Below are 21,418 nucleotides of genomic sequence, written 5' to 3'. Positions count from 1 at the left end.
CGCGGGCGTAAAGGCCGTCATCCGGGGGCTCTGCAGGGCGTTGGTTGTGCACATCCACAACAACTCGTCCGAAGAAGCACTGCCCCATGAAATTTCCTGTTCTCGCTCTGTCGGCCGCTGCGCTCGCAGCCGCACTTACCGGTTGCGTGGTCGCACCGGCCCAACCCGTCTACTCGGCGCCTCCAGGCGTGGCCTATATGGCACCGACGTATGTTTCGCCAGGGGTTGGTTTCGTATGGGCGTACCACCCGCGCTATGGCTGGGGTTGGCACCATCCGCAGTACGGATGGCACCGCGGCTGGAGGTGAGCAAGGTCCGGCGAGGCCGGATCAGCTCGGCTCGGCCGACTTGAACAGCGCCGCGACCTTGCGCTTGCTCTTGATGTTGCTCGAGATGCCGCGCGCGGGCGCGGCCTTGGCGGCGGCTTCCCAGGCTGGCGTTGCGTCGGCCTGGCCCGGCTCGTAGGGCTTGTCGAAGAACGGATCGCGCGGTGCCGAAGGCGCACGGTGCGGGCGTCCGCCGCCGCCGGTGCTACGGCGGGGAGCGTCGGCACCGAAGCTGCTGCTGCTGCGCTCGCGCGGCTGGTCGAGCACATCGCGTGCGTCGCCGGCTTCGCCTTCTTCGCGCCAGTGGCGGCGCCCGTCGTTGATGCGGCCGCGCGGACGGTCTTCTTCGAACTCGACGGGTTCTAGCTCGATCTTCTTCTTGATCAGCTTCTCGATGTCGGCCACCAGGCGGGCATCGTTGCCGCCGCTGGCAAAGCTCACGGCCAGGCCCGAGGCGCCGGCACGGCCGGTGCGGCCGATGCGGTGAACGTAGTCTTCGGCGTTGAACGGAATGTCGAAGTTGAAGACGGCGGGCACGTCCTTGATGTCGAGGCCCCGGGCCGCGACGTCGGTGCACACCAGCAGGTCGACTTCGCCGGCCTTGAAAGAGGCGAGCGCCTTCAGGCGTTCATCCTGGCTCTTGTCGCCGTGCAATGCGGTGGTACGCAGACCGTCGCGCTCCAGCGAGCGTGCGAGGCGCGCGCAGCCGAGCTTGCTGTTGACGAACACGAAGGCCTGCGTGATGCCGCGCTGCGTGACGATCTGCTTGAGCGCACGGCGCTTGTCGTCGTCGGAGACGCTGTAGAAATGCTGCTCGACCGTGGAGGCCGTTTCGTTCGGCCGCGCCACTTCGATGGTGACCGGGTTCTGCAGGTAGCTGCCGGCCAGCCGCTTGATTTCGGGCGAGAACGTGGCCGAGAACAGGAGCGTGGTGCGCTGCTTGGGCAGGTAGCTCAGGATGCGCTGCAGGTCGGGCAGGAAGCCGATGTCCAGCATGCGGTCGGCTTCGTCGAGCACCACGTATTCGACCTGGTTGAGCACCGCGTTCTTGGCTTCGATGTGATCGAGCAGGCGACCCGGCGTGGCCACCAGCACTTCGACGCCCCTCTTCAGTTCCAGCGTCTGCGGCTTCATGTCGATGCCGCCGAACACCACCGTGCTGCGCAGGTTGGTGTACTTGGCGTACAGCTTGACCTGTTGCGCGACCTGGTCGGCCAGTTCACGCGTGGGCAGCAAAACCAGCGCACGCACCGGATGCCGCGCGGGCGAGGTGGAGGCGTTTTCGTGCTTGAGCATGCGCTGCAGCAGGGGGAGCGAGAACGCCGCCGTCTTGCCGGTGCCGGTCTGCGCGGCGCCCATCACATCCTGGCCCGAAAGCACGACCGGAATGGCCTGCTCCTGGATCGGTGTCATGGTCTCGTAGCCCATTTCGGCTACGGCGCGGGCCAGCGGTTCTGCCAGCGAAAGATTGGAGAAGGAGCTTGTCATTGAGCCCGCTATTGTCGCATCGCCGCAAAAAACGGCAGTGACGGCGCCGTGACAACGTCCGCGCCGGCTGTATTGCTATTTATTCAATAGCACCAAAGGCAACAAACACGGGCCCTGTGAGCCCATGCGGCTCAAAGATTGCGCGCGTTGAAGGTGTCGCAGGACTTCATGTCGCCGCTCTGATAACCCGCGCCGAACCACTTCTGGCGCTGCGCACTGGAGCCGTGGGTGAAGCTGTCGGGCACCACCGCGCGGCCTGCGGAACGCTGCAGGGCGTCGTCGCCGATCTTCTGCGCAGCGTTCATGGCGGCCTCGATGTCGCCCGGGTCGAGCCACTTCTTCGATTCCTGCGAATGGTGCGCCCACACGCCTGCAAAGCAGTCGGCCTGCAGCTCGACGCGCACGCTCACCGCGTTGTTCTGCGACTGGCTCAACCGGCCGCGCATGCCGTCGACCTTGGCGGTGATGCCCAGTTCGTCCTGCACGTGATGGCCGACCTCGTGCGCGATGACGTAGGCCTGCGCAAATTCGCCCGGTGCGCCGAGCTGGTTCTTGAGCGTTTCGTAGAAGCCGAGGTCGATGTAGACCTTCTTGTCGCCCGGGCAGTAGAACGGGCCCATGGCCGATTGCCCCGTGCCGCAGGCCGTGGGCGTGGCGCCGCGGAACAGCACGAGCCGGGGCGCCTGGTAGCTGCCGCCGTTCTGCCGGAAGATGTCGGTCCACACCACTTCGGTGTTCTTGAGCACGGTCGAGACGAAGGCTGCCTCGCGGTCGCCCGAGGGCGGCTTGGGCGCCGGGCCTTGAGGCGCCTGCTGCACCTGGGCCGGACCGCCACCACCGCTGAGCAGGCTCAGCACGGTGAGCGGGTTGATGCCGAAGACCCAGCCTGCGATCAACGCAACCGCGATGGTGCCGATGCCGATGCTGCGGCCGCCGATGAAGCCGCCTCCGCCGCCGCCACCGCCCTCACCGCGGCGATCCTCGACGTTGTCCGATTGTTCGTTGCCTTCCCATCTCATCGCAGTCTCCTTCCCGGCATGCACAACTGTTGCCGGATGGTGGCTGGATGGTACTTGGCCCCAGGCCGCCCGGGGTAACCGGGCGTCAGTGCCCGGCCCGCCGGCGCGTCAGGTTTTCGGCAGAGTGACGCCGCGCTGGCCCTGGTACTTGCCGCCGCGGTCCTTGTAGCTGGTCTCGCAGACTTCGTCGCTTTCGAAGAACAGCACCTGCGCGCAACCCTCGCCCGCATAGATCTTGGCGGGCAGCGGCGTGGTGTTGCTGAATTCCAGCGTCACATAGCCTTCCCATTCGGGCTCGAACGGCGTCACGTTGACGATGATCCCGCAGCGCGCGTACGTGCTCTTGCCGAGGCAGATGGTCAGCACGTTGCGCGGGATGCGGAAGTACTCGACGGTGCGCGCCAGCGCGAAGCTGTTGGGCGGGATGATGCAGTAGTCGCCGTGCATGTCGACGAAGCTCTTCTCGTCGAAGTTCTTCGGGTCCACCACGGTGCTGTGGATGTTAGTGAAGACCTTGAATTCAGGCGCGCAACGGATGTCGTAGCCGTAGCTCGAGGTGCCGTAGCTGATGATCTTGTGACCTGAAGCCTCGCGCACCTGACCGGGCTCGAAGGGCTCGATCATGCCGGTCTGTTCGGCCATGCGCCGGATCCATTTGTCGCTCTTGATGCTCATATGCGCTCGCTGCTGCTGCGGGGGAATCGGGGCCGAATTGTGGCATGGGCGCCCTGTGTGCCCTCCCCCCGGCGCAGTTCAGCCCGCCTGCGAGATCACCGTGCGCTCGACCAGCCTGTCATCGCCCAGCACGATCATCGCGAAGAGCAATTCCTCCAGCGTGTTCGCCAGCTTCGTCTTGCGCGCCAGAAGCGGCGTGGCCGACGGATTCAGCACCAGGAAGTCGGCTTCGCAGCCCGGCTGCAAGTTGCCGACCACGCCATCGAGCCCCAGCGAACGCGCCGCGCCGCCGGTGTGGTGCCACCACAGCCGCGAGGGCGGGATGCTCAGGCCGGTCTTGGTCTGGCCCTCGCGGCCCACGTAGTAGGCGGCCAGCATGGTGTGGAAGGGGCTGAAGCTGGTGCCGCCGCCCACGTCGCTCGCCAGGCCATAGGGCGACTCGATGCGGTCGGCCGCGCCGAAATCGAAGAAGCCGCTGCCCAGGAACAGGTTGCTCGTCGGGCTCACGGCCGCGGCCGTTTTCGTCTCGCGCATCAGGCGGCGGTCTTCGTCGTCGATGTAGATGCAGTGCGCGTACACGGCGCGCTCGCGCATCAGGCCGAAGCCGGCGTACACGTCCAGGTACGAACGCGACTTCGGATACAGCTCCCGCGCCCACTGCACCTCGTCGCGGTTCTCGGCCACGTGCGACTGGATCCAGGTGTCACCGTACTTCGCGGCCAGCTCGCCGGCACCGCGCATCTGTGCATCGGTGCTGGTGGGCGCGAAGCGCGGCGTGATGGCGTAGCCCAGGCGGTCGACGTTGTGCCACTTGCGGATCAGCGACTCGGTATCGACGAGGCTCTGCTCGGTCTCATCGCGCACGCCGTCGGGCGAGTTGCGATCCTGCAGCACCTTGCCGGTGATCATGCGCAGCTGGCGGCGCTGCGCGCTCTCGAAGAAGGCATCGACCGAGGCCACGTGCGAGGTCGCGAAGGTGAGCGAGGTGGTCACGCCGTTGCGCAGCAGCTCGTCGAAGAACACATCGGCCACTTCGCTCGAATGCGCGGGGTCGACGAACTTGCTTTCGGCCGGGAAGGTGTAGTTCTCGAGCCAGGGCAGGAGGCCCGGCGCGGGAGCGCCGATGATGTCGGTCTGCGGAAAGTGGATGTGCATGTCCACGAAGCCCGGCGCGAGGATGCGGCCCGGCAGGTGGGTCAGGTCGGCATCGGGATGGCGCGGCGACACGGCGGCGTGGCTGCCGGCATCGACGACGCGCTGACGGCCGGCGTTGTCGGGGGCGACGACCAGCAGGCCGTCTTCATCGAAAACGGGCAGGCCGGCGTCGTCGAATCGCAGGAGGGAGGCGCGGTAGGCTTTTTTCATCGTGGCTGCGGAGGGTAATCCAGCCCCGCGCCGCCGCAATTTCCATGCGCGTATGAGTGCTATATGCGGAATGCACTCCCCACCGCGCGATCAGTCCTTCGGCAAAGCGCGCGACTGGATATCGAAGGGCACGCCGCGCGGCACGGCTGCGTCGTCGTCTTTGTGCTTGAGCAGCAGCGCGTACTTCGACTCGATGAAATAGACGCGGTCGCCCAGCACCGCCCCCGACGACGGGTCGTTGAGCCCGGCCACCACCGTCTGCAGACCGAGCTTCGTGCCATCGATGCGCGCCACCGTGACCTGCCCGCCGTACGGCCCGTCGCCGAAAGCATTGCTCTCGAACAGCACCAGCCGCCCGGGCTTCCAGGCGCGGATCGCGTCGACGTTCTTCATCACGCGCGGCGCCTCGATGCGCGTGACCTCGCCGGCCCGGCCATCCGCGTTCAACCCGATGCGCAGCAGATGCGACGCCGCCGCCACGAGGCTGACGTAGACGTCGCGCCCGCCATCGATGGCGATGCCGTTCAGCCCCCTGTAGGGCCCTTCGCCGGCGAACGCCGCGTCTTCCTTCCACACCGCGAGCGCGGCCGCGCCCGGCGCGAGCCGCAACACGCGTGGATGGAAGGAGTCGGTCACGTAGATGTTGCCGTGCGCGTCCTGTGCCAGGTCGTTGCAGTAGCCCGCATCGGGCATCGCGTAGCTTGCGCGCGGCGCGCCGGTGGCGAGGTCGTAGCGCTTGAGCGCGCTCGGCGCCTGCGGCACGGTGGTGAAGCCGCTGTTGCCCGAACAGACCCACAGGGCCTGATGTTTCGCATCGACCAGCACGCCCTGCCCGTTCGCGAGGCCATCGGCACCGGGCTTCACCAGCACCTCGGCCTTCGGCGCAGCACCCGGCTTCAACCGGGCGACCGCGCCCTGGCGCCAGCTGCCGACGTAGAACGCGCCGTCCGGCCCGATGGCGACGCTCTCCGGATACCAGTCCTCGGGCAGCGCCTGCACGGCCGGCGGTGCGGCGGCCGCCGCCGTCGCGGCGAGCGCGAGCAAGGCGCCGGCGAATCGTGTGCGCCTGCTCATTGCCACACGCGAAACACGCGCCCCGTCAGCGGTCCTTCGATGCTGCGCACATAAGCCAGCGCCACGCGCGCGGCAGGTACGGTTTCGACGCCCGGAAAGAGCGCGCCATATGCAGCCAACGATTCGGTCAGCAGCGTCGGACTCACCGCGTTGATGCGAAGGCCCCGTGGCAGCTCGATCGCCGCAGCCTTCACGAAACCCTCGAGGCCCGCATTCGCTGCCGCCGCATTGCTTCCCCCGCGAACCGGGTCTTCGGCCGCCACGCCCGTGGTCAGCGTGATCGAGCCGCCATCGGCCAGCATGTGTTGTCCCAGCAGCGCAAGCCGCACTTGGCCGAGCAGCTTGTCTTGCAGCCCGATGTTGAAATCGGCCGGTCGCGTTTCAGCGAGCGGCCCGAAGAACAGGCCACCCGCCGCCGAGACGATCGCATCGACACACCCCACCGCCGCATACAGCGCTTCGACGCTCGCATCGCTCGTGATGTCGACCTGCAGGTCACCGCGCATACGCCCTGCCCGCACTACTTCATGCCCGCGCTCGGCCAGCACTCCGGCTACTGCACTGCCTATGGCACCGGTAGCGCCCACAACAAGAATCTTCATGACAGCCTCTTTCAATGAATCGGAAGCGCCATTGTTTTGCGAACGGATAGTTTGATAAATTGCCATCCGGTTCGGCAATTCGAAACTCTGGGTTCTTAATATGGACAAGCTGCGCGCCATGGAAGTCTTCGTCGCGACGGTCGATGCGGGCAGCTTTGCGGCGGCAGCCGAGGCGCTCGATCTCTCGGCCGTGATGGTCGGCAAGCACATCCGCGCGCTCGAAGACCAGTTGGGCGCGCGCCTGCTGGAGCGCACCACGCGGCGCCATGCGCTCACCGAAATCGGTGCGGCCTACCTGGAGCGCTGCCGCGACGTGCTCGCGAGCGTGCACACCGCCGATGGCGTGGCCGAGTCGCTGCGCGCCATGCCGCAAGGTGTGCTGCGCGTCACGGCGCCGGTGGCCTACGGCGCGCACCGGCTCACCCCGGTGATCGGCGACTACATCGCGGCGTATCCGCAGGTGAAGGTGGACCTGGTGCTCAACGATCGCGTGGTCGATCTGGCCGAAGAGGGTTTCGACTGCGGCATCCGATCGGGCGCGGCGGTCGATGAACGCCTCATCGCGCGGCCGCTCGCCCTGGCGCGCATGTTCGCGGTCGCGAGCCCCGCATGGGTCGCGCGCCACGGCCAGCCGAAGCACCCGTCGGACCTCGAGGCTTTTCCGCTGCTGGGCTTCGCCACCTGGGGCCCGGACCATTCATGGCGCTTCACGCGCGACGGCCAGACGGTGCATGTGCCCGTGCGCGGCCCGCTCACCACCAACAACGGGCAGGCGTTGCTGGCGGCCGCGATGGCCGGCGTGGGGGTGATCGTGCAGGCCGATGCGCTGCTCGGCCCCGCCCTGGCCTCGGGCCAGGTGGTTCAGCTGCTTCCGGAGTGGGAACTGCCGACGCGCCAGGTGCACATCATGCGATTGCCCGAGGCGCGGCCGAGCGCCAAGCTGCGCACCTTCGTCGACTTCGTGGTCGAGCGGCTGGGTTGATCAGCGCGTCACGCGGCCCTGCACGCCATCGACCAGCCAGTTCATCTTGAGAATCTGCTCGTCGCTCAGTTGCGCACCCTTGGCGATCACGACGTGGCCCTCGTTGTCGCGCACATCGGCCGCCACCGCGCGAAACGGCTGCAGCTTGCCGGCCGCGATGTCCTGCTGCCGTGTCAGCACTTCCTGCTGCACGGCCTTGGGCACCTTGGTGCCGAAGTCGCCGACGCGGATCATTCCTTCCTTCACGCCGCCCCAGAGGTTGGCGCTCTTCCAGCTGCCGTCGAGCACCGCCTTCGCGCGCTGCGTGTAGTAGCCACCCCACTGGTGGGTGACCGCGACGATCTGCGCATCGGGCGCGATCTTGCGCATGTCGGAGTGGTACGCAATGGCCATCTTGCCGCGCTCCTGCGCCGCGGCCATCACCGCCGTGGAGCCGGTGTGGAAGGCGACGACGTCGGCGTTCTGGTTGAAGAGCGCCATTGCCGCGTCGCGCTCCTTGGGCGGATCGAACCACTCGTTGAGCCACACCACGACCACCTTCGCATTCGGGTTCACCGAGCGCATGCCAAGCGTGAACGCGTTGATGCCCTGCAGCACCTCGGGAATCGGAAAGCCCGCCACATAGCCCGCGACATTCGTCTTCGTCATGCGCCCTGCCGCGATGCCCGCGAGATAGCGGCCTTCGTAGTAGCGCGCATTAGCCGTTGCCACATTCGGCGTCTGCTTGTAGCCGGTGATCGACTCGAACTTCACATCGGGAAAATCGCGCGCCACCTTGAGCGTCGGCTCCATGTAGCCGAAGCTGGGCGTGAAGATCAGCTGGTTGCCCTGCTGCGCGAGGTCGCGGATCACGCGCTCGGCATCGGCGCCTTCGGCCACGTTCTCGACGAAGGTGGTCTTCACCTTCGCACCGAGCGCCGCATCGACGGCCTTGCGGCCCTCCTCATGCTGGCGCACCCAGCCGGCATCGGTGACCGGCGCGACGTAGACGAAGCCGATCTTCAGCGGCGCCTTCGGTGCCTGCGGTTGCGAAAAAGCGGGAGATAGAAAACAGGCGGCTGCCCACGCCAGAACGGCGCGGCCCGCGAGGTTTTTGTACATGGTGGTCCTCTACATGGCCCCGGAAAAGCAAAAACCCGCAGCCGGCCGGGACGCCCAGCTGCGGGGTGCGGATTTTAGGGCAGGCCCTGGCGCGAGGCGTTTCTCAGTGCAGCGGCGACGCATCGACCTGCACATGCTGCCGCACAGCCTCCAGCAGCAGCGTGGCCAGCCGGCCCACGGGCGCTTCGGCGTTGGCCTGCGCGCGATAGAGCGCCATCGACATCTGGGGCAGTGCCGGCAGGCCGATCGCCGTGCGGTCGATGGCACGCACATGCGAGGGCAGCCCAAAAGGTGTGCGCACGGTCAGGCCGAGGCCCGCCGAGCTGGCCGCCCACAGGGCCGCGAGGCTGGCGCTCGTGAACGCGTGGCGCCACGGCACGCCGGCGCGGTCGAGCGCCTTGGTGACGATGTCGCGCAGCGGGCACGGCGCGTCGAGCAGCACCAGCGGCAGCGGCTCCTTGGACTTGCGCGCGCCGCGACTTCCGCCTTCGCGGCGCTCTCGCTCCTTCCACCAGGCCGCATCGAGCGCGCCGCCGGATGCGGGGCCGATCCATTGCAGCGGCAGGCGCGCCACGCGCTCGGCATGCAACGACGGCGGCTGATCGCCTGCGTCCCACGCCAGAGCGAGGTCCAACTGCCCGAGTTCCAGCCGCTCGCGCAACTCGCTGCTGCGCGCCACGCAGGCCTCGATGCGCACCTTGGGATGCGCGCGCGCAAAGCGTCCGAGCACCGCGGGCAGCAGCGTCTCGCCGAAGTCTTCCTGCAGGCCGAGCCGCACCCAGCCCTGCAGGTCGGCGCCGCGCATGGCGGCGCTCGCCTCTTCGTTGAGTTCGAGCATGCGGTGGGCGTAGGCCAGCAGGGTTTCGCCGGCGTCGGTGAGCTCCAGCCCGCGGCCGGCCTTGCGGAACAGCACGGTGCCGGCCTGCGCCTCCAGCTTCTTGAGTTGCGCGCTCACCGCGGAGGTCGAGCGGCCCAGCCGGTCGGCGGCCCGGGCATAGCTGCCGAGCGCGATGCCGGTGGAAAAGCTGCGCAGCACGTCGAGATCGAACATCACCTGGGACATGGATTCATCCTTTTCTGATCGTCCTGTTTTTCTGGACGGTTCACTCATTATTTTCTGATTTTCAAAACCTTGGCAACGACGGAGACTTCGCCGCACCATGACCCATTCGCCTCTTTCCCCTTCGTACTCGCCCCGCCACCGCTGGAAGGTGCTGGCCGCGGGCGTCGCCGCCAACGCGGCGTTCTCTGTGGCTTTCAGCGGCATCCCGATGACCGCCGTGCTGATGCGCACCGGCTACCAGCTGGACAACGCGACGCTCGGCCTCGTGCTCGGCCTCATGGGCCTGGGCATCGCGGTGAGCGAACTGCCATGGGGCTTGCTGACCGACCGCTGGGGTGATCGGCCAGTGCTGCTGATCGGGCTCGGCAGCACCGCGATCGCGCTCGTGGCAATGGCGCTCCGGGCCGCGCCGAGCGGGCAGCACATCCCCGGGCTCGGCTGGCTCGCCGCGGGCCTGCTGCTGGTCGGCCTGCTGGGCGGCAGCGTCAACGGTGCGAGCGGCCGTGCGGTGATGACGTGGTTCGAAGCAGGCGAACGCGGGCTCGCAATGAGCATCCGCCAGACCGCCGTGCCATTGGGTGGCGGCATCGGGGCGCTGGTGCTGCCGTTCGTCGCACTGCACTTCGGCTTTGCCGCGCTCTACGGCCTGCTGGCGCTGCTGTGCGCACTGAGTGCATTGATGAGCTGGGCGTGGGTGCACGAGCCGCCGATCGCGCCGCGCACCAAGGCCAACGTCGCCGAAGCGGCGATCGCATCGAAGACCGGCCCGCTGCGCGATGCGCGTGTCTGGCGCATCGTGCTGGGCATCGGCATTCTTTGCGCGCCGCAGTTCGCGGTGCTGTCCTTCGGCACGGTCTTCCTACACGACTTCGGCCATGCGGGCCTCGCGACGATCACCGCCACCATGGTCTTCACGCAGGTGGGCGCGATGGCGATGCGCGTGTGGAGCGGCCGCTGGACCGACCGCCGCCGCAACCGCCCGGCCTACCTGCGCGCCTGCAGCGCACTCAGCGTGGCGCTGTTCGCCGCGCTCGCGGTGCTGGTGATGGCCGCGGGCACGCACACCGCCGATTCATTGGCGCTGCGCATCGCGCTGGTGGTGTTGCTGGGAGTGAGCGGCGTCTGCGTATCGGCCTGGCACGGCGTGGCCTACACCGAGCTCGCCACGCTGGCCGGCGCGGCGCGCGCCGGCACCGCGCTGGGCATGGCGAACACCAGCGTGTTCCTGGTGTGCTTCGTCACGCCCTTTTCCATTCCGCACCTGCTCGCACTGCAGGGCTGGCCGATGGTGTGGCTTGCGGCCAGCGCCTGTGCGCTGGTGGCGATGCCGCTGCTGGTGCCGCGGCAGGCCGCTGCCGATCAGAAAGTCGCGAAGACGGCGTTGAGCCGGTCCACGTAGGCGCGCTTGGCGGCGGTGTCGATGAAGCTGCCTTCGAAGCTGTTGGCCGCGAGCTGCCAGGCGTGCCGCACGCCGAGGCCGGTGGCGGCGAAGGTCTGCGTGAAGTTCTGGTTCATGTAGCCGCCGAAGTAGGCAGGGTCGTCCGAGTTGACCGTGGCGACCAGCCCCGCATCGAGCAACGCGCCGAGGTTGTGCTGCGCGAGGTCCGGGAACACGCAGAGCTTGAGGTTCGACAGCGGGCACACGGTGAGCGGAATGCGGTCTTGCGCGAGCCGCTTCATCAGCGCCGGGTCTTTGGCGCTCTGCACGCCGTGGTCGACGCGCTCGACCTTGAGCACATCGAGCGCGCTCCACACGTACTCGGGCGGGCCCTCTTCCCCGGCATGCGCGACCAGGCGCAGGCCCAGCTCGCGGCAGCGTGCGAACACGCGGGCGAATTTCTCGGGCGGATGGCCGACCTCGCTCGAATCGAGGCCGACGCCGATGAACTTGTCGCGGAACGGCAGCGCCTGCTCCAGCGTTTCGAAAGCCTCTTCTTCGCTCAGATGGCGCAGGAAGCACAGGATGAGCGATGCGCTCACGCCCAGCCTGGGCTGCGCATCGACGCACGCGCGGTGCAGGCCGTCGATCACCGTTTCCATCAGCACGCCGCGCGCGGTGTGCGTCTGCGGGTCGAAGAACATCTCGGTGTGCACCACGTTGTCGGCCGCGGCGCGTTCGAGATAAGCCCAGGCCATGTCGTAAAAGTCCTGCTCCTTCAGCAGCACGCTGGCGCCGGCGTAGTAGATGTCCAGAAAGCTCTGCAGGTTGGTGAAGGCGTAGGCGCGGCGCAGGTCCTCGACGCTGGCATACGGAATGGCCACGCCGTTGCGCTGTGCGAGCGCGAAGATCAGCTCGGGTTCGAGCGAGCCTTCGATGTGCATGTGCAGCTCGGCCTTGGGCATGGCGCGCAGCAGCTCGGGGAGGCGGTCGGCGGGGATCTGGTCGAAACGGTTGTCGTAGGCGGGGCGGAAGTCGGTCATGGCGTGGGCGTCTGCGTTGTGATCCCGCACAGCATAAGCGCAGCCGTCGCGCAGCCATCGCCCGAAGGCGCCCTACGCCGGATCGGGAAAACGGCTACTTGCGCTTCTCCCCTGGAACGCCTACCTTGGCGAACTGCGCCAGCTCCTTGGTTGCGATGCACTACGCAGGTCAATGAATCCACCAGGTTCCAGAAAATTCCGTATTGGCTTGCACACACGCCTGAGCCTTGGCGTTGCCGCCGTGGTGCTGGCAGCCACATTCGCCGTAGCCACCGTTGCACTGCAATTCGTCAAGACCAGCATGCGGGAGTCGATTGCCAAGGACGAGTTCGCGCGCGTCTCGGCCCTGGCGGATGCGGTAGACCAAAAGTTCGTCAGCCGGCGCACGCTGCTCAAGACCTTCGGCGACAGCGCGGAGGCGCTGCAGCTGCCGGATGCGGCGCCGTTGCAGGCCTTCCTGGAGCGCCACAAGTCCTTGCGCGAGGCGTTCGACAACGTGTCCTTCATCGACATGCAAGGCAACCTGGTGGCCAACCTCAACGGCGCCGACCCGATCGGCCGGGTGAATCTCAAGGATCGCGCGTATTTCCAGGACACGGTGGCCGCCAAGGCGGGCGTGACCTCGCAGCCCTACCGCAACCGGATCAACGGCCTGGCGCAGGTGGCGATCACCGAGCCGGTCCTGGACGAAGAGGGCCAGGTGCAGTTCGTGATCAGCGGCTCCATCAACCTGAAGGACCGCAACATCCTCGGTGAGTTGGCCGGCGTGAGGTTCGGCGACACCGGATACCTGTTCATCACCACGACGGACGGCGTCGTGATCGACCATCCGCGCGAAGAGCGGGGTTCCAATGCAGCGAGCCCGGACACGGCGCGCAACCCCGAGATCGAACGCGCGATCGCGGGCTTCGAAGGTGCGACCGAGGGCGTCAACCGCGCGGGCGTGCACGGCCTCTATGCCTTCAGGCGCTTGCGGCAGGCCGACTGGATCATGGGCGCCATGTATCCGCGCGACGAGGCGTTTGCGCACGTCGATGCCATCGAGCGCGCGGCCTGGGCGGGGGCTCTCGTGCTCGCGCTGCTGGCCGGGGCGATCGCGCTGGCCGTCGTGCGGCGGCAGCTCAAGCCCGTCACGGCGTTGCACCGGCACATGCTGGACGCGCAGGCCGCACCGGCCGAGGTGGCGGCGCTGCGCAAATACACCAACGATGAAATCGGCGACCTGTCGCGCACCTTCGACCGCCTGATGCGGCAGCGGCAGGCGAGCGAGAAGTTCCTGCGCGACATCACCGACAACCTCCCCGCCATGGTCTCGCATGCCGATGCGCAGGGCCGCTACACCTTCGTGAACGCCCGCCTGTGCGAGAAGCTGGGCCAGGGCGCGGCGCAGCTCATCGGGCAGCCGGTGCAGAGCATGAACAGCCCCGGCGACGATGCGGCCCTTGCAGCGGGCCTCCAGCGCGTGGCGGCGGGCAAGCCGGTCACCTTCGAGCGGCGCGATGCGTCGGGGCCCGATGGGCAGGAGCACTTCTTCCAGACCGACCTGATCCCCGACCTCGACCAGGCCGGGCAGTACCGCGGCTACTACGCCATGACCTTCGACGTGACGGAGCACAAGCGCACCGAGGCCAGCCTGGCGCACAGCGAGGCAAAGGTCCGCACCATCGCGGACAACATTCCGGCACTGGTGTCGCACGTCGATGCGTCGTTGCACTACACCTTCGTGAACGCCCACATCAAGGCGCTGCACCGGAAGGATTCGATGGTCGGCCAGTCGATGCCCGAGGTGCGCGGGCCGACGGATTTCGCCGTCGTCGAGCCCTGGATCCGGCGCGCCCTGGCGGGCGAGACGGTGGTCATCGAGAAGAACGGCGACCCGGCGCTCGGCGTCGGCGACCGCACCTACAAGGCCCACTACATTCCCGACCAGGACGCGAGCGGCGCGGTGCAGGGCGTCTTCGCGATGACCTTCGACATCACCGACGAAGTGAACGTGCGCAAGGCCCTGACCGAGCAGCAGAAGCGGCTGCGCGACGTGACCGACAGCATTCCCGCCCTGGTCGGCTATTTCGACAGCGAGGAGAACTGCCTCTACGCCAACAACCGCGCGCGGCAGTGGGCGGACCATGGCGACCGTCCGCTGGACGGCGTCACGCTGCGGTCGGCCCTGGGCGAATCGATGTACAGGCAGCACGCGCCGTACATCCCCGTGGTGCTCGCGGGCAAGCAGGTGCGCTTTCCCGTTCATGCGCCGCTGCATGGCAGGGACGGCTACTTCCAGGCGCACCTGATACCGGACAAGGACCTCGCGGGCCGCGTGCTGGGGTTCTACCTCATGACCTTCAACATCACGGCGCTGAAGCAGGCGGAGCTGCAGCGCACCGAGAGCGAGGAACGTCTGCGCACCATCACCGACAACCTGCCCGCGCTCATCACCTACATCGATCGCGAGGAGAAAGTGGCCTTCGCCAACGGCACCTACCGAGAGTGGCTCGATGTCGAGCCCGCGGAGCTTCTGGGCCGCCACATCAGCGAAGTGGCTGGCTTCGAGTTCTATTCCATGCGCAAGGGCATGATCGCGCGGGCGCTGGGCGGTGAGCGGGTCGAGTTCGATGCAGAGACCAAGACAAAGGATCAGGTTCGGGTGACCCGCACGAGCTACGTGCCCGACAAGGCGGCGGATGGAACGACCCGCGGCATCTTCTCGCTGAGCCTCGACATCACCGCGCTGAAGGCCGTGGAGAACCAGCTGATCGAACTGGCCCGGCTCGACACGCTCACGGGCCTGCCGAACCGGCTCGCCTTGAACGAGCTCCTGCCCGCGGCGATCCTGCGCGCGCAGCGCACGGGAAGCGCGATGGCCCTGATGTTCCTGGACATCGACGCATTCAAGTCCATCAACGACACCCTGGGCCATGCGAGCGGCGACAGCGTGCTGACCGAATACGCCGACCGGCTGCGGGCCAGCGTGCGAAGCACCGACACCGTGGCGCGGCTTGCGGGGGACGAGTTCATCGTCGTGCTGGAGAACCTGCATGCGCGGGAGGCGGCGGCGGCCGTGGCGCAGAAGATCCTCGATCGGGTCCGCGCTCCCGCGTTCCGCATCGACGGCCGGTCGCTGCGGGTCACGACCAGCATCGGCGTGGTATTTCGCGAAGGGGACATTGCCTCCTTCACTGCCGAGGAATTGCTGGCCCGTGCGGACAGCGCGCTCTATGCGGCAAAGTCGGCGGGGAGGAACAGGTTCGAGTTTTCCGTCTGATTCATCGCCTGCATTCCGCGGCTCCGGCCGCAGCGCGTTCCACGCCATCGGGCGCCGGAACAGAACCGCCAGAACAAGAGGAACCATTGCATGACATCCACCGAAGTCACCACACCCGAACAACTGCTGACCGAACTCGCCGCCCAGAGCCGCATGCCGATCGCGCGCATCGGCCAGGCGCTGATGTCGCTGGGCATGATCACCGACGAGCAGCTGCGCACCGCGCTCGCGCAGCAGCAGCTCACTCCCCAGGTGCCCCTGGGCGAAACGCTGGTGCGCATGGGCTTGGTCAGCCGCGCCCAGCTGCAGACGGCGCTGGTGCACAAGATGGGCTACCCGCTGGTGAACCTGCACCTGTTCGCGCCGGCCGCGGAGGCCCTGCGCAAGATCGGCCACGCCGCGGCCCAGCGGCTCCAGGTGATGCCGCTGATGCTGCACGAGGGGCGCCTGGTCGTCGCATTGGACGACCCCGCCAGCCGGCACGCCGCGATCGACGAGGTGGAGTTCATCGCCCAGGTGAAGGTGATTCCGGTCCTCGGCAAATGCCTCGACCTGGACGGCGTGCTGCAACGAGCCTACGAGAAACTCGGCGAGCCCGCGGCGGCGCGCTCGGCCAGCCTCGATCCGATGCGGCCGCTGGAGTTCGACATGGCCGGCACCAGCGAGCTGCTCGAAACGCTCGAGAAGGAGGGCCGCTCGGTCGCCGCCAGCACCGAGGCGCCGATCGAGCAATCGGACAACTCGCTCGTGCGCATGATCAACAGCATGATCCTGGAAGCGCACCGCGAGGGCGCATCGGACATCCACATCGAAAGCTCGCCAGGCAACGACAAGACCCGCATCCGGTTTCGCCGCGATGGGCGGCTCTACACCTACCTGGAGCTTCCCTCCAGCTACCGCAACGCGGTGGTCGCGCGCATCAAGATCATGTGCGACCTGGACATCAGCGAGAAGCGCAAGCCGCAGGACGGCAAGATCAACTTCGGCAAGTACTCGCCGCAGCACCGCATCGAGCTGCGCGTGGCCACCATCCCGACCAACAACGGCCTCGAGGACGTGGTCATGCGCATCCTTGCGTCCGCCAAGCCCATTCCGATGAGCCAGCTGGGCCTGTCGCCGCGCAATCTCGCGCAGCTCACCCAGGCCATCGAGCGCCCCTACGGCATGGTGCTGTGCGTGGGGCCGACGGGTTCGGGCAAGACCACCACGCTGCATTCGGCGCTGATGCACATCAACACGCCCGAGCGAAAGATCTGGACCGCGGAAGACCCCATCGAGATCACGCAGGCGGGCCTGCGGCAAGTGCAGGTCAACCCCCGCATCGACTGGACCTTTGCCAAGGCGCTGCGGGCCTTCGTGCGCGCCGATCCCGATGTGATCATGGTGGGCGAAATCCGCGACGCGGAGACCGCCGGAACCGCCATCGAGGCCTCATTGACCGGCCACCTCGTGCTCTCGACCCTGCACACCAACAGCGCCCCCGAGACCGTGACCCGCCTGCTGGACATGGGCATGGACCCCTTCAATTTCGCCGACTCGCTGCTGGCGGTGCTGGCGCAGCGGCTGGTGCGGCGCCTGTGCAGCCAGTGCACCACCAGCGCGCCCGCGAGCCCGGAAAAGGTCGAGGAACTGCTGGCCGACTACATGCACGCCTTCGGCGCGGAGTCCCCCCCCGCCGAGCGCAAGGCCGTGCACGACGACTGGATCGCACGCCATGGGCACGACGGCCGGCTGCACACCTTCACCAGCACCGGATGCCCGCATTGCGGGGACACCGGCTTCAAGGGCCGCGTCGGCATCCACGAGCTGATGGTGATGTCCAAGACCCTTCGCCGCCTGGTGCAGGGCGGCGCGCGCGCCGAGGAACTGCAGCAGGCGGCGCTGCGCGAAGGCATGCGCACGCTGCGTCAGGACGGCATCGAGAAGGTGCTGGCCGGACAGACGAGCATCGAGGAAGTCCGCGCGACCAGCAATGTGTGAGTGACCGGGTGAGCGGGACCGGCGGGGCGCACCCGCCGCGTCAGGCGGTGCCCCACGCCACGGCCGGCAATGCGGCAATGGCGGGCTTCGCGAAGAAGTAGCCCTGGAACAGATCCACACCCAGCGCGTGGAGCGCCTCGACTTCTTCCGACACCTCGACGCCTTCGGCCACCACCCGGATGTTCAGCTCTGCGCAGGTGCCGACGAAGCCCTTCACGATGGCCAGGCGGACCGGGTCGGCGTGGATGTTGCGCACCAGGCTCATGTCGATCTTGACCACATCGGGCTGGAAGCCCGCGAGCAGCTCGAAGCCCGCGTAGGCGGCCCCGAAATCGTCGATGGCCGAGGTGAAGCCGTGGTGCCTGAAGGACTTGAAGACGGCCGCAAGGCCGGGCAGGTCGGTCACCCGCTCGCCCTCGGTGACTTCGAACATCAGGCGATTCACCGGGAAATTGCAGTGATCCGCGGCGGCCATGGCCGTGCGAAAGCACTGGGACTGCCCGGCAACGTCGTTGGGCAGCACGTTGAGGCTGAGCCTGGACCCCATGCCAAGGGCCGCGGCCATCTCGATGGCCTTGACCCGGCAGGCCTCGTGAAAGGCAAAGCGCTGGGAGGCATCCACACCGGCGAGCACCTCGCCGGCGCCTTGCCCCGAGAGGCCTCGCACCAGGGCCTCATGCGCGAAAACCTCGTGCCGCGCGAGGTCGACAATCGGCTGGAACGCCATGGTGAACGCCGAACCGAAGCCGGGAAAGCAGGCATCGGCCAGGGTTTGGGTGGTCACGGACATGGGCCTCGCGGGTTGGCGGGAAGGTTTTTTCGGGGGGAGATGCAGCGCGATGACTGTAAGCGCTTTTTGGGTCCCGGTCGCCCTCTCGCTGGCGCCCACCGCCCGGCGTCGTGGCGTTCCTGAAACGAAAGGCCCCTTTGCTCGGCGCCTGGCCGCGCCATGAGCCGCGAAACCAGCCCCCGCCGACGCGGCGACCGGGATCAATCGACCCGGATGTTCCGCGCCCTCACCAACGCACTCACCCGGCCTGTCTCGTCCTGCACGAACTTCGAGAACGCCTCGGGCGTGGAGCCCGCGGGCTCCAGCCCCAGTTGCAGCAACTTCTGCTTCACCGCGGGATCGTTGACCGCCGCCTGCACCGCCTTGCCCAACCGCTGCACGACGTCGGGCGGCGTGCCCCTGGGCAGGAACACGCCGTTCCACTCGACCACGTTGTAGCCCGCGAGGCCCGACTCGGCGAGCGTCGGTGTGTCGGGCAGCCCGGGCACCCGCTTCGCGGAACTCACGGCCAGCGCGCGCAGCTTGCCCGACTTGACGTAGCCCAGCGTCGAAGCCACGTTGCCGAAGTACGCCGAGACCTGCTCGCCCATCACGTCGGTCAGCGCGGGCGCGCCGCCCTTGTACGGCACGTGCATCAGGTTGACCTTGGCCTGTTCGTTCAGCGCCTCCCCCGCCAGGTGCGAGCCGGTGCCGCCGCCGGCCGATGCGAAGCTCAGCTTGCCGGGGTTCTTGCGCGCGAAGTCCAGGAACTCCGCGACCGTCCTGTACGGCGCGGTGGCGGGCACGACGAGGATCTGCGGCGCGGTGGCCACCAGCGACACGGGAATGAAGTCCCTGGCCGCATCGAACTGCAGCTTGCGCAGCGACGGATTGACCGAGAAGGCCGAGGCGTCGTAGAGCACGGTGTAGCCGTCGGCCGGTGCCTTTGCCACGTTGTCTTCGCCGATCACGCCACCGGCGCCCGGCTTGTTGTCGATGACGATCTGCTGGCCCAGCGCGATGCTCATCTGCTGCGCGACCACGCGCGCGGTGTTGTCCGCGCCGCCGCCCGCGGCATACGGCACCACCATGCGGATCGGCTTGTCGGGCCATGCGGCCCAGCCCAGCAGTGGAAGGCAGGCGGCAAGGGCGGCGATCGATTTCAGGGCGTGTCTCTTCTTCATTCGGATGTCTCGGGTGTCGTCGTTTCAGGAAAGCCGTAGAGCAGCGCCGGGTTCTCCACGAGCACGCGGCGGCGCGTGGTTTCGTCGGGCACCCACGTGCCCAGCAGGTCGAACAGCACCGCGTCGTCGGGCTTGGCCGCCGGCTCGGTGGGATGCGGCCAGTCGCTGCCCCACACCACGCGCTCGGGGGCCTGGCGAACCCAGGCCTGCGCGACGGCTGCGGTATCGGCATAGGCGCCGGCGGCGCCTGTCTTCGAATCGAGGTAGGGGCCGGAGAGCTTCACCCACGTGCGGCCGTTATCGCGCAGCCGGCTCACCACATCGAACGCGGGATGCGAGAGCGCATCGGGCAACGGCAGGCGCGCGAGATGGTCGAAGACGATCGTGCACGGCAGCCGCGCGAGCAGGTCCGCGTGCGCTGCGATCTGGTCTGCGCTCCAGTGCAGTTGCACATGCCAGTCGAACGCATGCACGCGCTGCGCGAGCGGCTCGACCATCGAGAAATCGGTCGCCGCATTGGCCGGCGTGTAGAGCGTGAAGCGGATGCCGCGAATGCCGCCTGCGTGCAGCCGCTCGAGTTCGGCGTTGCTCACATCGGGGCGGACCACCGCGATGCCACGCGTGTTCGCGGCGCCGAGTACGCGAATCGCGTCCAGCGTCACGCTGTTGTCGGTGCCATGCACGCGCGGCTGCACGACGACCGTGCGCTGCGTGCCGATGCGTTGCTGCAGCAGGCGGTAGTCGCCGGCCGTGGCGTTGTCGACCATCGCATCGGCCGAGCCGTGCAGCGCGAAGCGGCGGTCGTAGACGTGCATGTGCGCGTCGCACGCGCCCGCCGGCGCCGCGCTGGTGGGTTTGCGCGTGCCGCTGCTGTGGGGGTAGACGACGTCCATTCGGCGTCAGTCTGCCGCGTTCGTGGCTCTGAGCACCCGGCCCGTGTGCTGCCCCAACGTCGGCGCGGCAAAGGGCTCGGGGCCCGGCGTGCGGCCGAACTGCACCGCACGCGTGAATCCTCGGTACGAGCCAAGCGTGGGATGCGCGAAGTTCGCGACCATGTCCTCGGCCAGCACCTGCTCGTTGTCGAACATGTCCTCGACCGTGCGGGCCGCCGCGCAGGGCACCTCTTCGCCGAACAGTTCTTCCCATTCGAGCGCGGTGCGCGCAGCCAGCGCCTCGCGCAGGCGCGGAACGATCTCGGCGAAATGCTGCGCGCGCTTGCGCACCGAGTCGTAGCGCTCGTCGGCCGCGAGCTCGGTCAGGCCCACCTTGGCGCACAGCGCCTGCCAGAAGTGCGGCGTGTTGGCCGAGATGTAGATGTGGCCTTCGCGCGTCGGATGCAGGCCGGTGATGCCGCCCGAGCGCATGTCGCGCCCCACATCCTTCGGCTCGCCCTCGGCCCACACCATGCGCGCCGATTGCATCGTGAGCGCGGAGCGCAGCAGCGACACGCCGACGAACTGGCCCTCCCCGCTCTTCTCGCGCTCGTACAGCGCCGAGGCCACGCCGGCGGCCACCAGTGCGGCTGCGTAGTAGTCGACCACCGAGCCGTAGATGATCTCGGGCGGCTCGCCGCGCTTGCCCTGCAGTGCGCACATGCCGGTCATGCTCTGCAGCACCTGGTCGTAGCCCGCCTTCTCGCGCAGCGGACCGGTCTCGCCATAGCCCGTGAGGCTGCAGTAGATGAGCCGCGGATTGATCGCCTTCAGCTGGTCGTACGCAATGCCCAGCCGCGGCGGCACGCTGGGCCGGAAGTTGTGCACCAGCACGTCGGCGGTGCGCACCAGCGCCATCAGCGCGGCAAGGTCTTGCACATTTTTCAGGTCGAGCACCACGCCGAGCTTGCTGCGGTTCACGCCGATGAAGGCGCGGCTCTCGGCCTCGAGCGTCGAGGGGTACTTGCGCAGGTTGTCGCCCGTCGGCGGTTCGATCTTGATGACCTCGGCGCCCTGGTCGGCCAGCAGCGAACAGCCGTAGGGGCCCGCGATGTAGGCGCTCAGGTCGAGCACGCGCACGCCGCTGAGCGGCCCCGCGGGGCCGTTGCGCGCGGGCAGGCGTGTGTCGTCGTGCGGGGCGTCGAGACTCATGGATCGTTCTTTCTTCTTCAATG

The 21,418-nt window shown here is 67.8% G+C and carries 18 protein-coding genes; 5 read left to right on the top strand and 13 right to left on the bottom strand.

Features of this window, described 5'->3' with window-relative positions; all coding sequences use genetic code 11:
* The first annotated feature begins 86 nt into the window (after positions 1–86).
* Entirely contained in the window at positions 87–308 is a 222-nt protein-coding gene (locus tag M2282_RS10215) for a hypothetical protein (RefSeq protein WP_280808659.1), read from the top strand.
* A gap of 21 nt (positions 309–329) precedes the next feature.
* Here the strand turns inward: M2282_RS10215 and M2282_RS10210 are convergent, their stop codons facing one another.
* From M2282_RS10210 to M2282_RS10185, 6 genes are all read right to left on the bottom strand, one after another.
* Positions 330–1,814, bottom strand: a complete 1,485-nt coding sequence (locus tag M2282_RS10210) for a DEAD/DEAH box helicase (protein WP_280808658.1) — start codon at positions 1,812–1,814, stop codon at positions 330–332.
* A gap of 131 nt (positions 1,815–1,945) precedes the next feature.
* Positions 1,946–2,833, bottom strand: coding sequence for a KPN_02809 family neutral zinc metallopeptidase (ypfJ, locus tag M2282_RS10205; RefSeq protein ID WP_280808657.1), 888 nt, complete (start codon positions 2,831–2,833; stop codon positions 1,946–1,948).
* Between the two features lie 108 nt (positions 2,834–2,941).
* Entirely contained in the window at positions 2,942–3,508 is a 567-nt protein-coding gene (gene dcd, locus M2282_RS10200) for a dCTP deaminase (RefSeq protein WP_013542862.1), read from the bottom strand.
* A 78-nt stretch (positions 3,509–3,586) separates the two neighbouring features.
* Complete coding sequence (gene guaD, locus M2282_RS10195; protein WP_280808656.1) at positions 3,587–4,873, bottom strand: guanine deaminase; 1,287 nt, start codon at positions 4,871–4,873, stop codon at positions 3,587–3,589.
* 90 nt (positions 4,874–4,963) lie between these two features.
* Positions 4,964–5,947, bottom strand: coding sequence for an SMP-30/gluconolactonase/LRE family protein (locus M2282_RS10190; RefSeq protein WP_280808655.1), 984 nt, complete (start codon positions 5,945–5,947; stop codon positions 4,964–4,966).
* The gene (locus M2282_RS10185; protein WP_280808720.1) at positions 5,944–6,549 is read right to left on the bottom strand and encodes a short chain dehydrogenase; all 606 of its coding nucleotides are present in this window, start codon (positions 6,547–6,549) and stop codon (positions 5,944–5,946) included. The genes M2282_RS10190 and M2282_RS10185 overlap by 4 nt, the downstream gene beginning before the upstream one ends.
* A 118-nt stretch (positions 6,550–6,667) precedes the next feature.
* Between M2282_RS10185 and M2282_RS10180 the strand changes: the two genes are divergently transcribed.
* Positions 6,668–7,531, top strand: a complete 864-nt coding sequence (locus M2282_RS10180) for a LysR family transcriptional regulator (protein ID WP_280808654.1) — start codon at positions 6,668–6,670, stop codon at positions 7,529–7,531.
* Here M2282_RS10180 and M2282_RS10175 read toward each other — a convergent pair whose 3' ends face one another.
* Together M2282_RS10175 and M2282_RS10170 are read right to left on the bottom strand one after the other, a co-directional pair.
* Positions 7,532–8,632: a BMP family ABC transporter substrate-binding protein gene (locus M2282_RS10175; RefSeq protein WP_280808653.1), complete on the bottom strand. Its 1,101-nt coding sequence runs from the start codon at positions 8,630–8,632 to the stop codon at positions 7,532–7,534.
* A gap of 103 nt (positions 8,633–8,735) precedes the next feature.
* On the bottom strand, positions 8,736–9,695 hold the full coding sequence (locus M2282_RS10170; RefSeq protein ID WP_280808652.1) for a LysR substrate-binding domain-containing protein: 960 nt from the start codon (positions 9,693–9,695) through the stop codon (positions 8,736–8,738).
* A gap of 97 nt (positions 9,696–9,792) precedes the next feature.
* Between M2282_RS10170 and M2282_RS10165 the strand changes: the two genes are divergently transcribed.
* Positions 9,793–11,094, top strand: coding sequence for an MFS transporter (locus M2282_RS10165; protein WP_280808651.1), 1,302 nt, complete (start codon positions 9,793–9,795; stop codon positions 11,092–11,094).
* Here M2282_RS10165 and M2282_RS10160 read toward each other — a convergent pair.
* Complete coding sequence (locus tag M2282_RS10160; protein ID WP_280808650.1) at positions 11,055–12,116, bottom strand: adenosine deaminase; 1,062 nt, start codon at positions 12,114–12,116, stop codon at positions 11,055–11,057. The two genes, M2282_RS10165 and M2282_RS10160, sit on opposite strands and share 40 nt — an antisense overlap.
* 172 nt (positions 12,117–12,288) lie before the next feature.
* Here M2282_RS10160 and M2282_RS10155 point away from each other — a divergent pair, with 172 nt between their 5' ends.
* Together M2282_RS10155 and M2282_RS10150 are read left to right on the top strand one after the other, a co-directional pair.
* The gene (locus M2282_RS10155) at positions 12,289–15,378 is read left to right on the top strand and encodes a PAS domain-containing protein (protein WP_432422886.1); all 3,090 of its coding nucleotides are present in this window, start codon (positions 12,289–12,291) and stop codon (positions 15,376–15,378) included.
* Positions 15,379–15,468: 90 nt separating this feature from the next.
* Positions 15,469–17,358 carry a GspE/PulE family protein gene (locus M2282_RS10150; protein WP_280808648.1) on the top strand — a complete coding sequence of 630 codons (1,890 nt, stop codon included), beginning with the start codon at positions 15,469–15,471 and terminating at the stop codon, positions 17,356–17,358.
* A gap of 40 nt (positions 17,359–17,398) precedes the next feature.
* Here M2282_RS10150 and M2282_RS10145 read toward each other — a convergent pair whose 3' ends face one another.
* From M2282_RS10145 to M2282_RS10130, 4 genes are all read right to left on the bottom strand, one after another.
* Positions 17,399–18,148 carry an EAL domain-containing protein gene (locus tag M2282_RS10145; RefSeq protein ID WP_280808647.1) on the bottom strand — a complete coding sequence of 250 codons (750 nt, stop codon included), beginning with the start codon at positions 18,146–18,148 and terminating at the stop codon, positions 17,399–17,401.
* Between the two features lie 200 nt (positions 18,149–18,348).
* On the bottom strand, positions 18,349–19,311 hold the full coding sequence (locus M2282_RS10140) for a tripartite tricarboxylate transporter substrate binding protein (RefSeq protein ID WP_280808646.1): 963 nt from the start codon (positions 19,309–19,311) through the stop codon (positions 18,349–18,351).
* On the bottom strand, positions 19,308–20,204 hold the full coding sequence (locus M2282_RS10135) for an amidohydrolase family protein (RefSeq protein WP_280808645.1): 897 nt from the start codon (positions 20,202–20,204) through the stop codon (positions 19,308–19,310). Before M2282_RS10135 ends, M2282_RS10140 begins: the two co-directional genes overlap by 4 nt.
* 6 nt (positions 20,205–20,210) lie before the next feature.
* The gene (locus M2282_RS10130) at positions 20,211–21,395 is read right to left on the bottom strand and encodes a CoA transferase (protein ID WP_280808644.1); all 1,185 of its coding nucleotides are present in this window, start codon (positions 21,393–21,395) and stop codon (positions 20,211–20,213) included.
* Positions 21,396–21,418: the final 23 nt, after the last annotated feature.

Origin of the sequence: Variovorax boronicumulans, from assembly GCF_029892485.1 — a bacterium.
Taxonomy (GTDB): domain Bacteria; phylum Pseudomonadota; class Gammaproteobacteria; order Burkholderiales; family Burkholderiaceae_C; genus Variovorax; species Variovorax boronicumulans_B.
The sequence above is the reverse complement of the archived record's forward strand: the minus strand, read 5'-3'. Positions and strand labels throughout refer to the sequence as shown.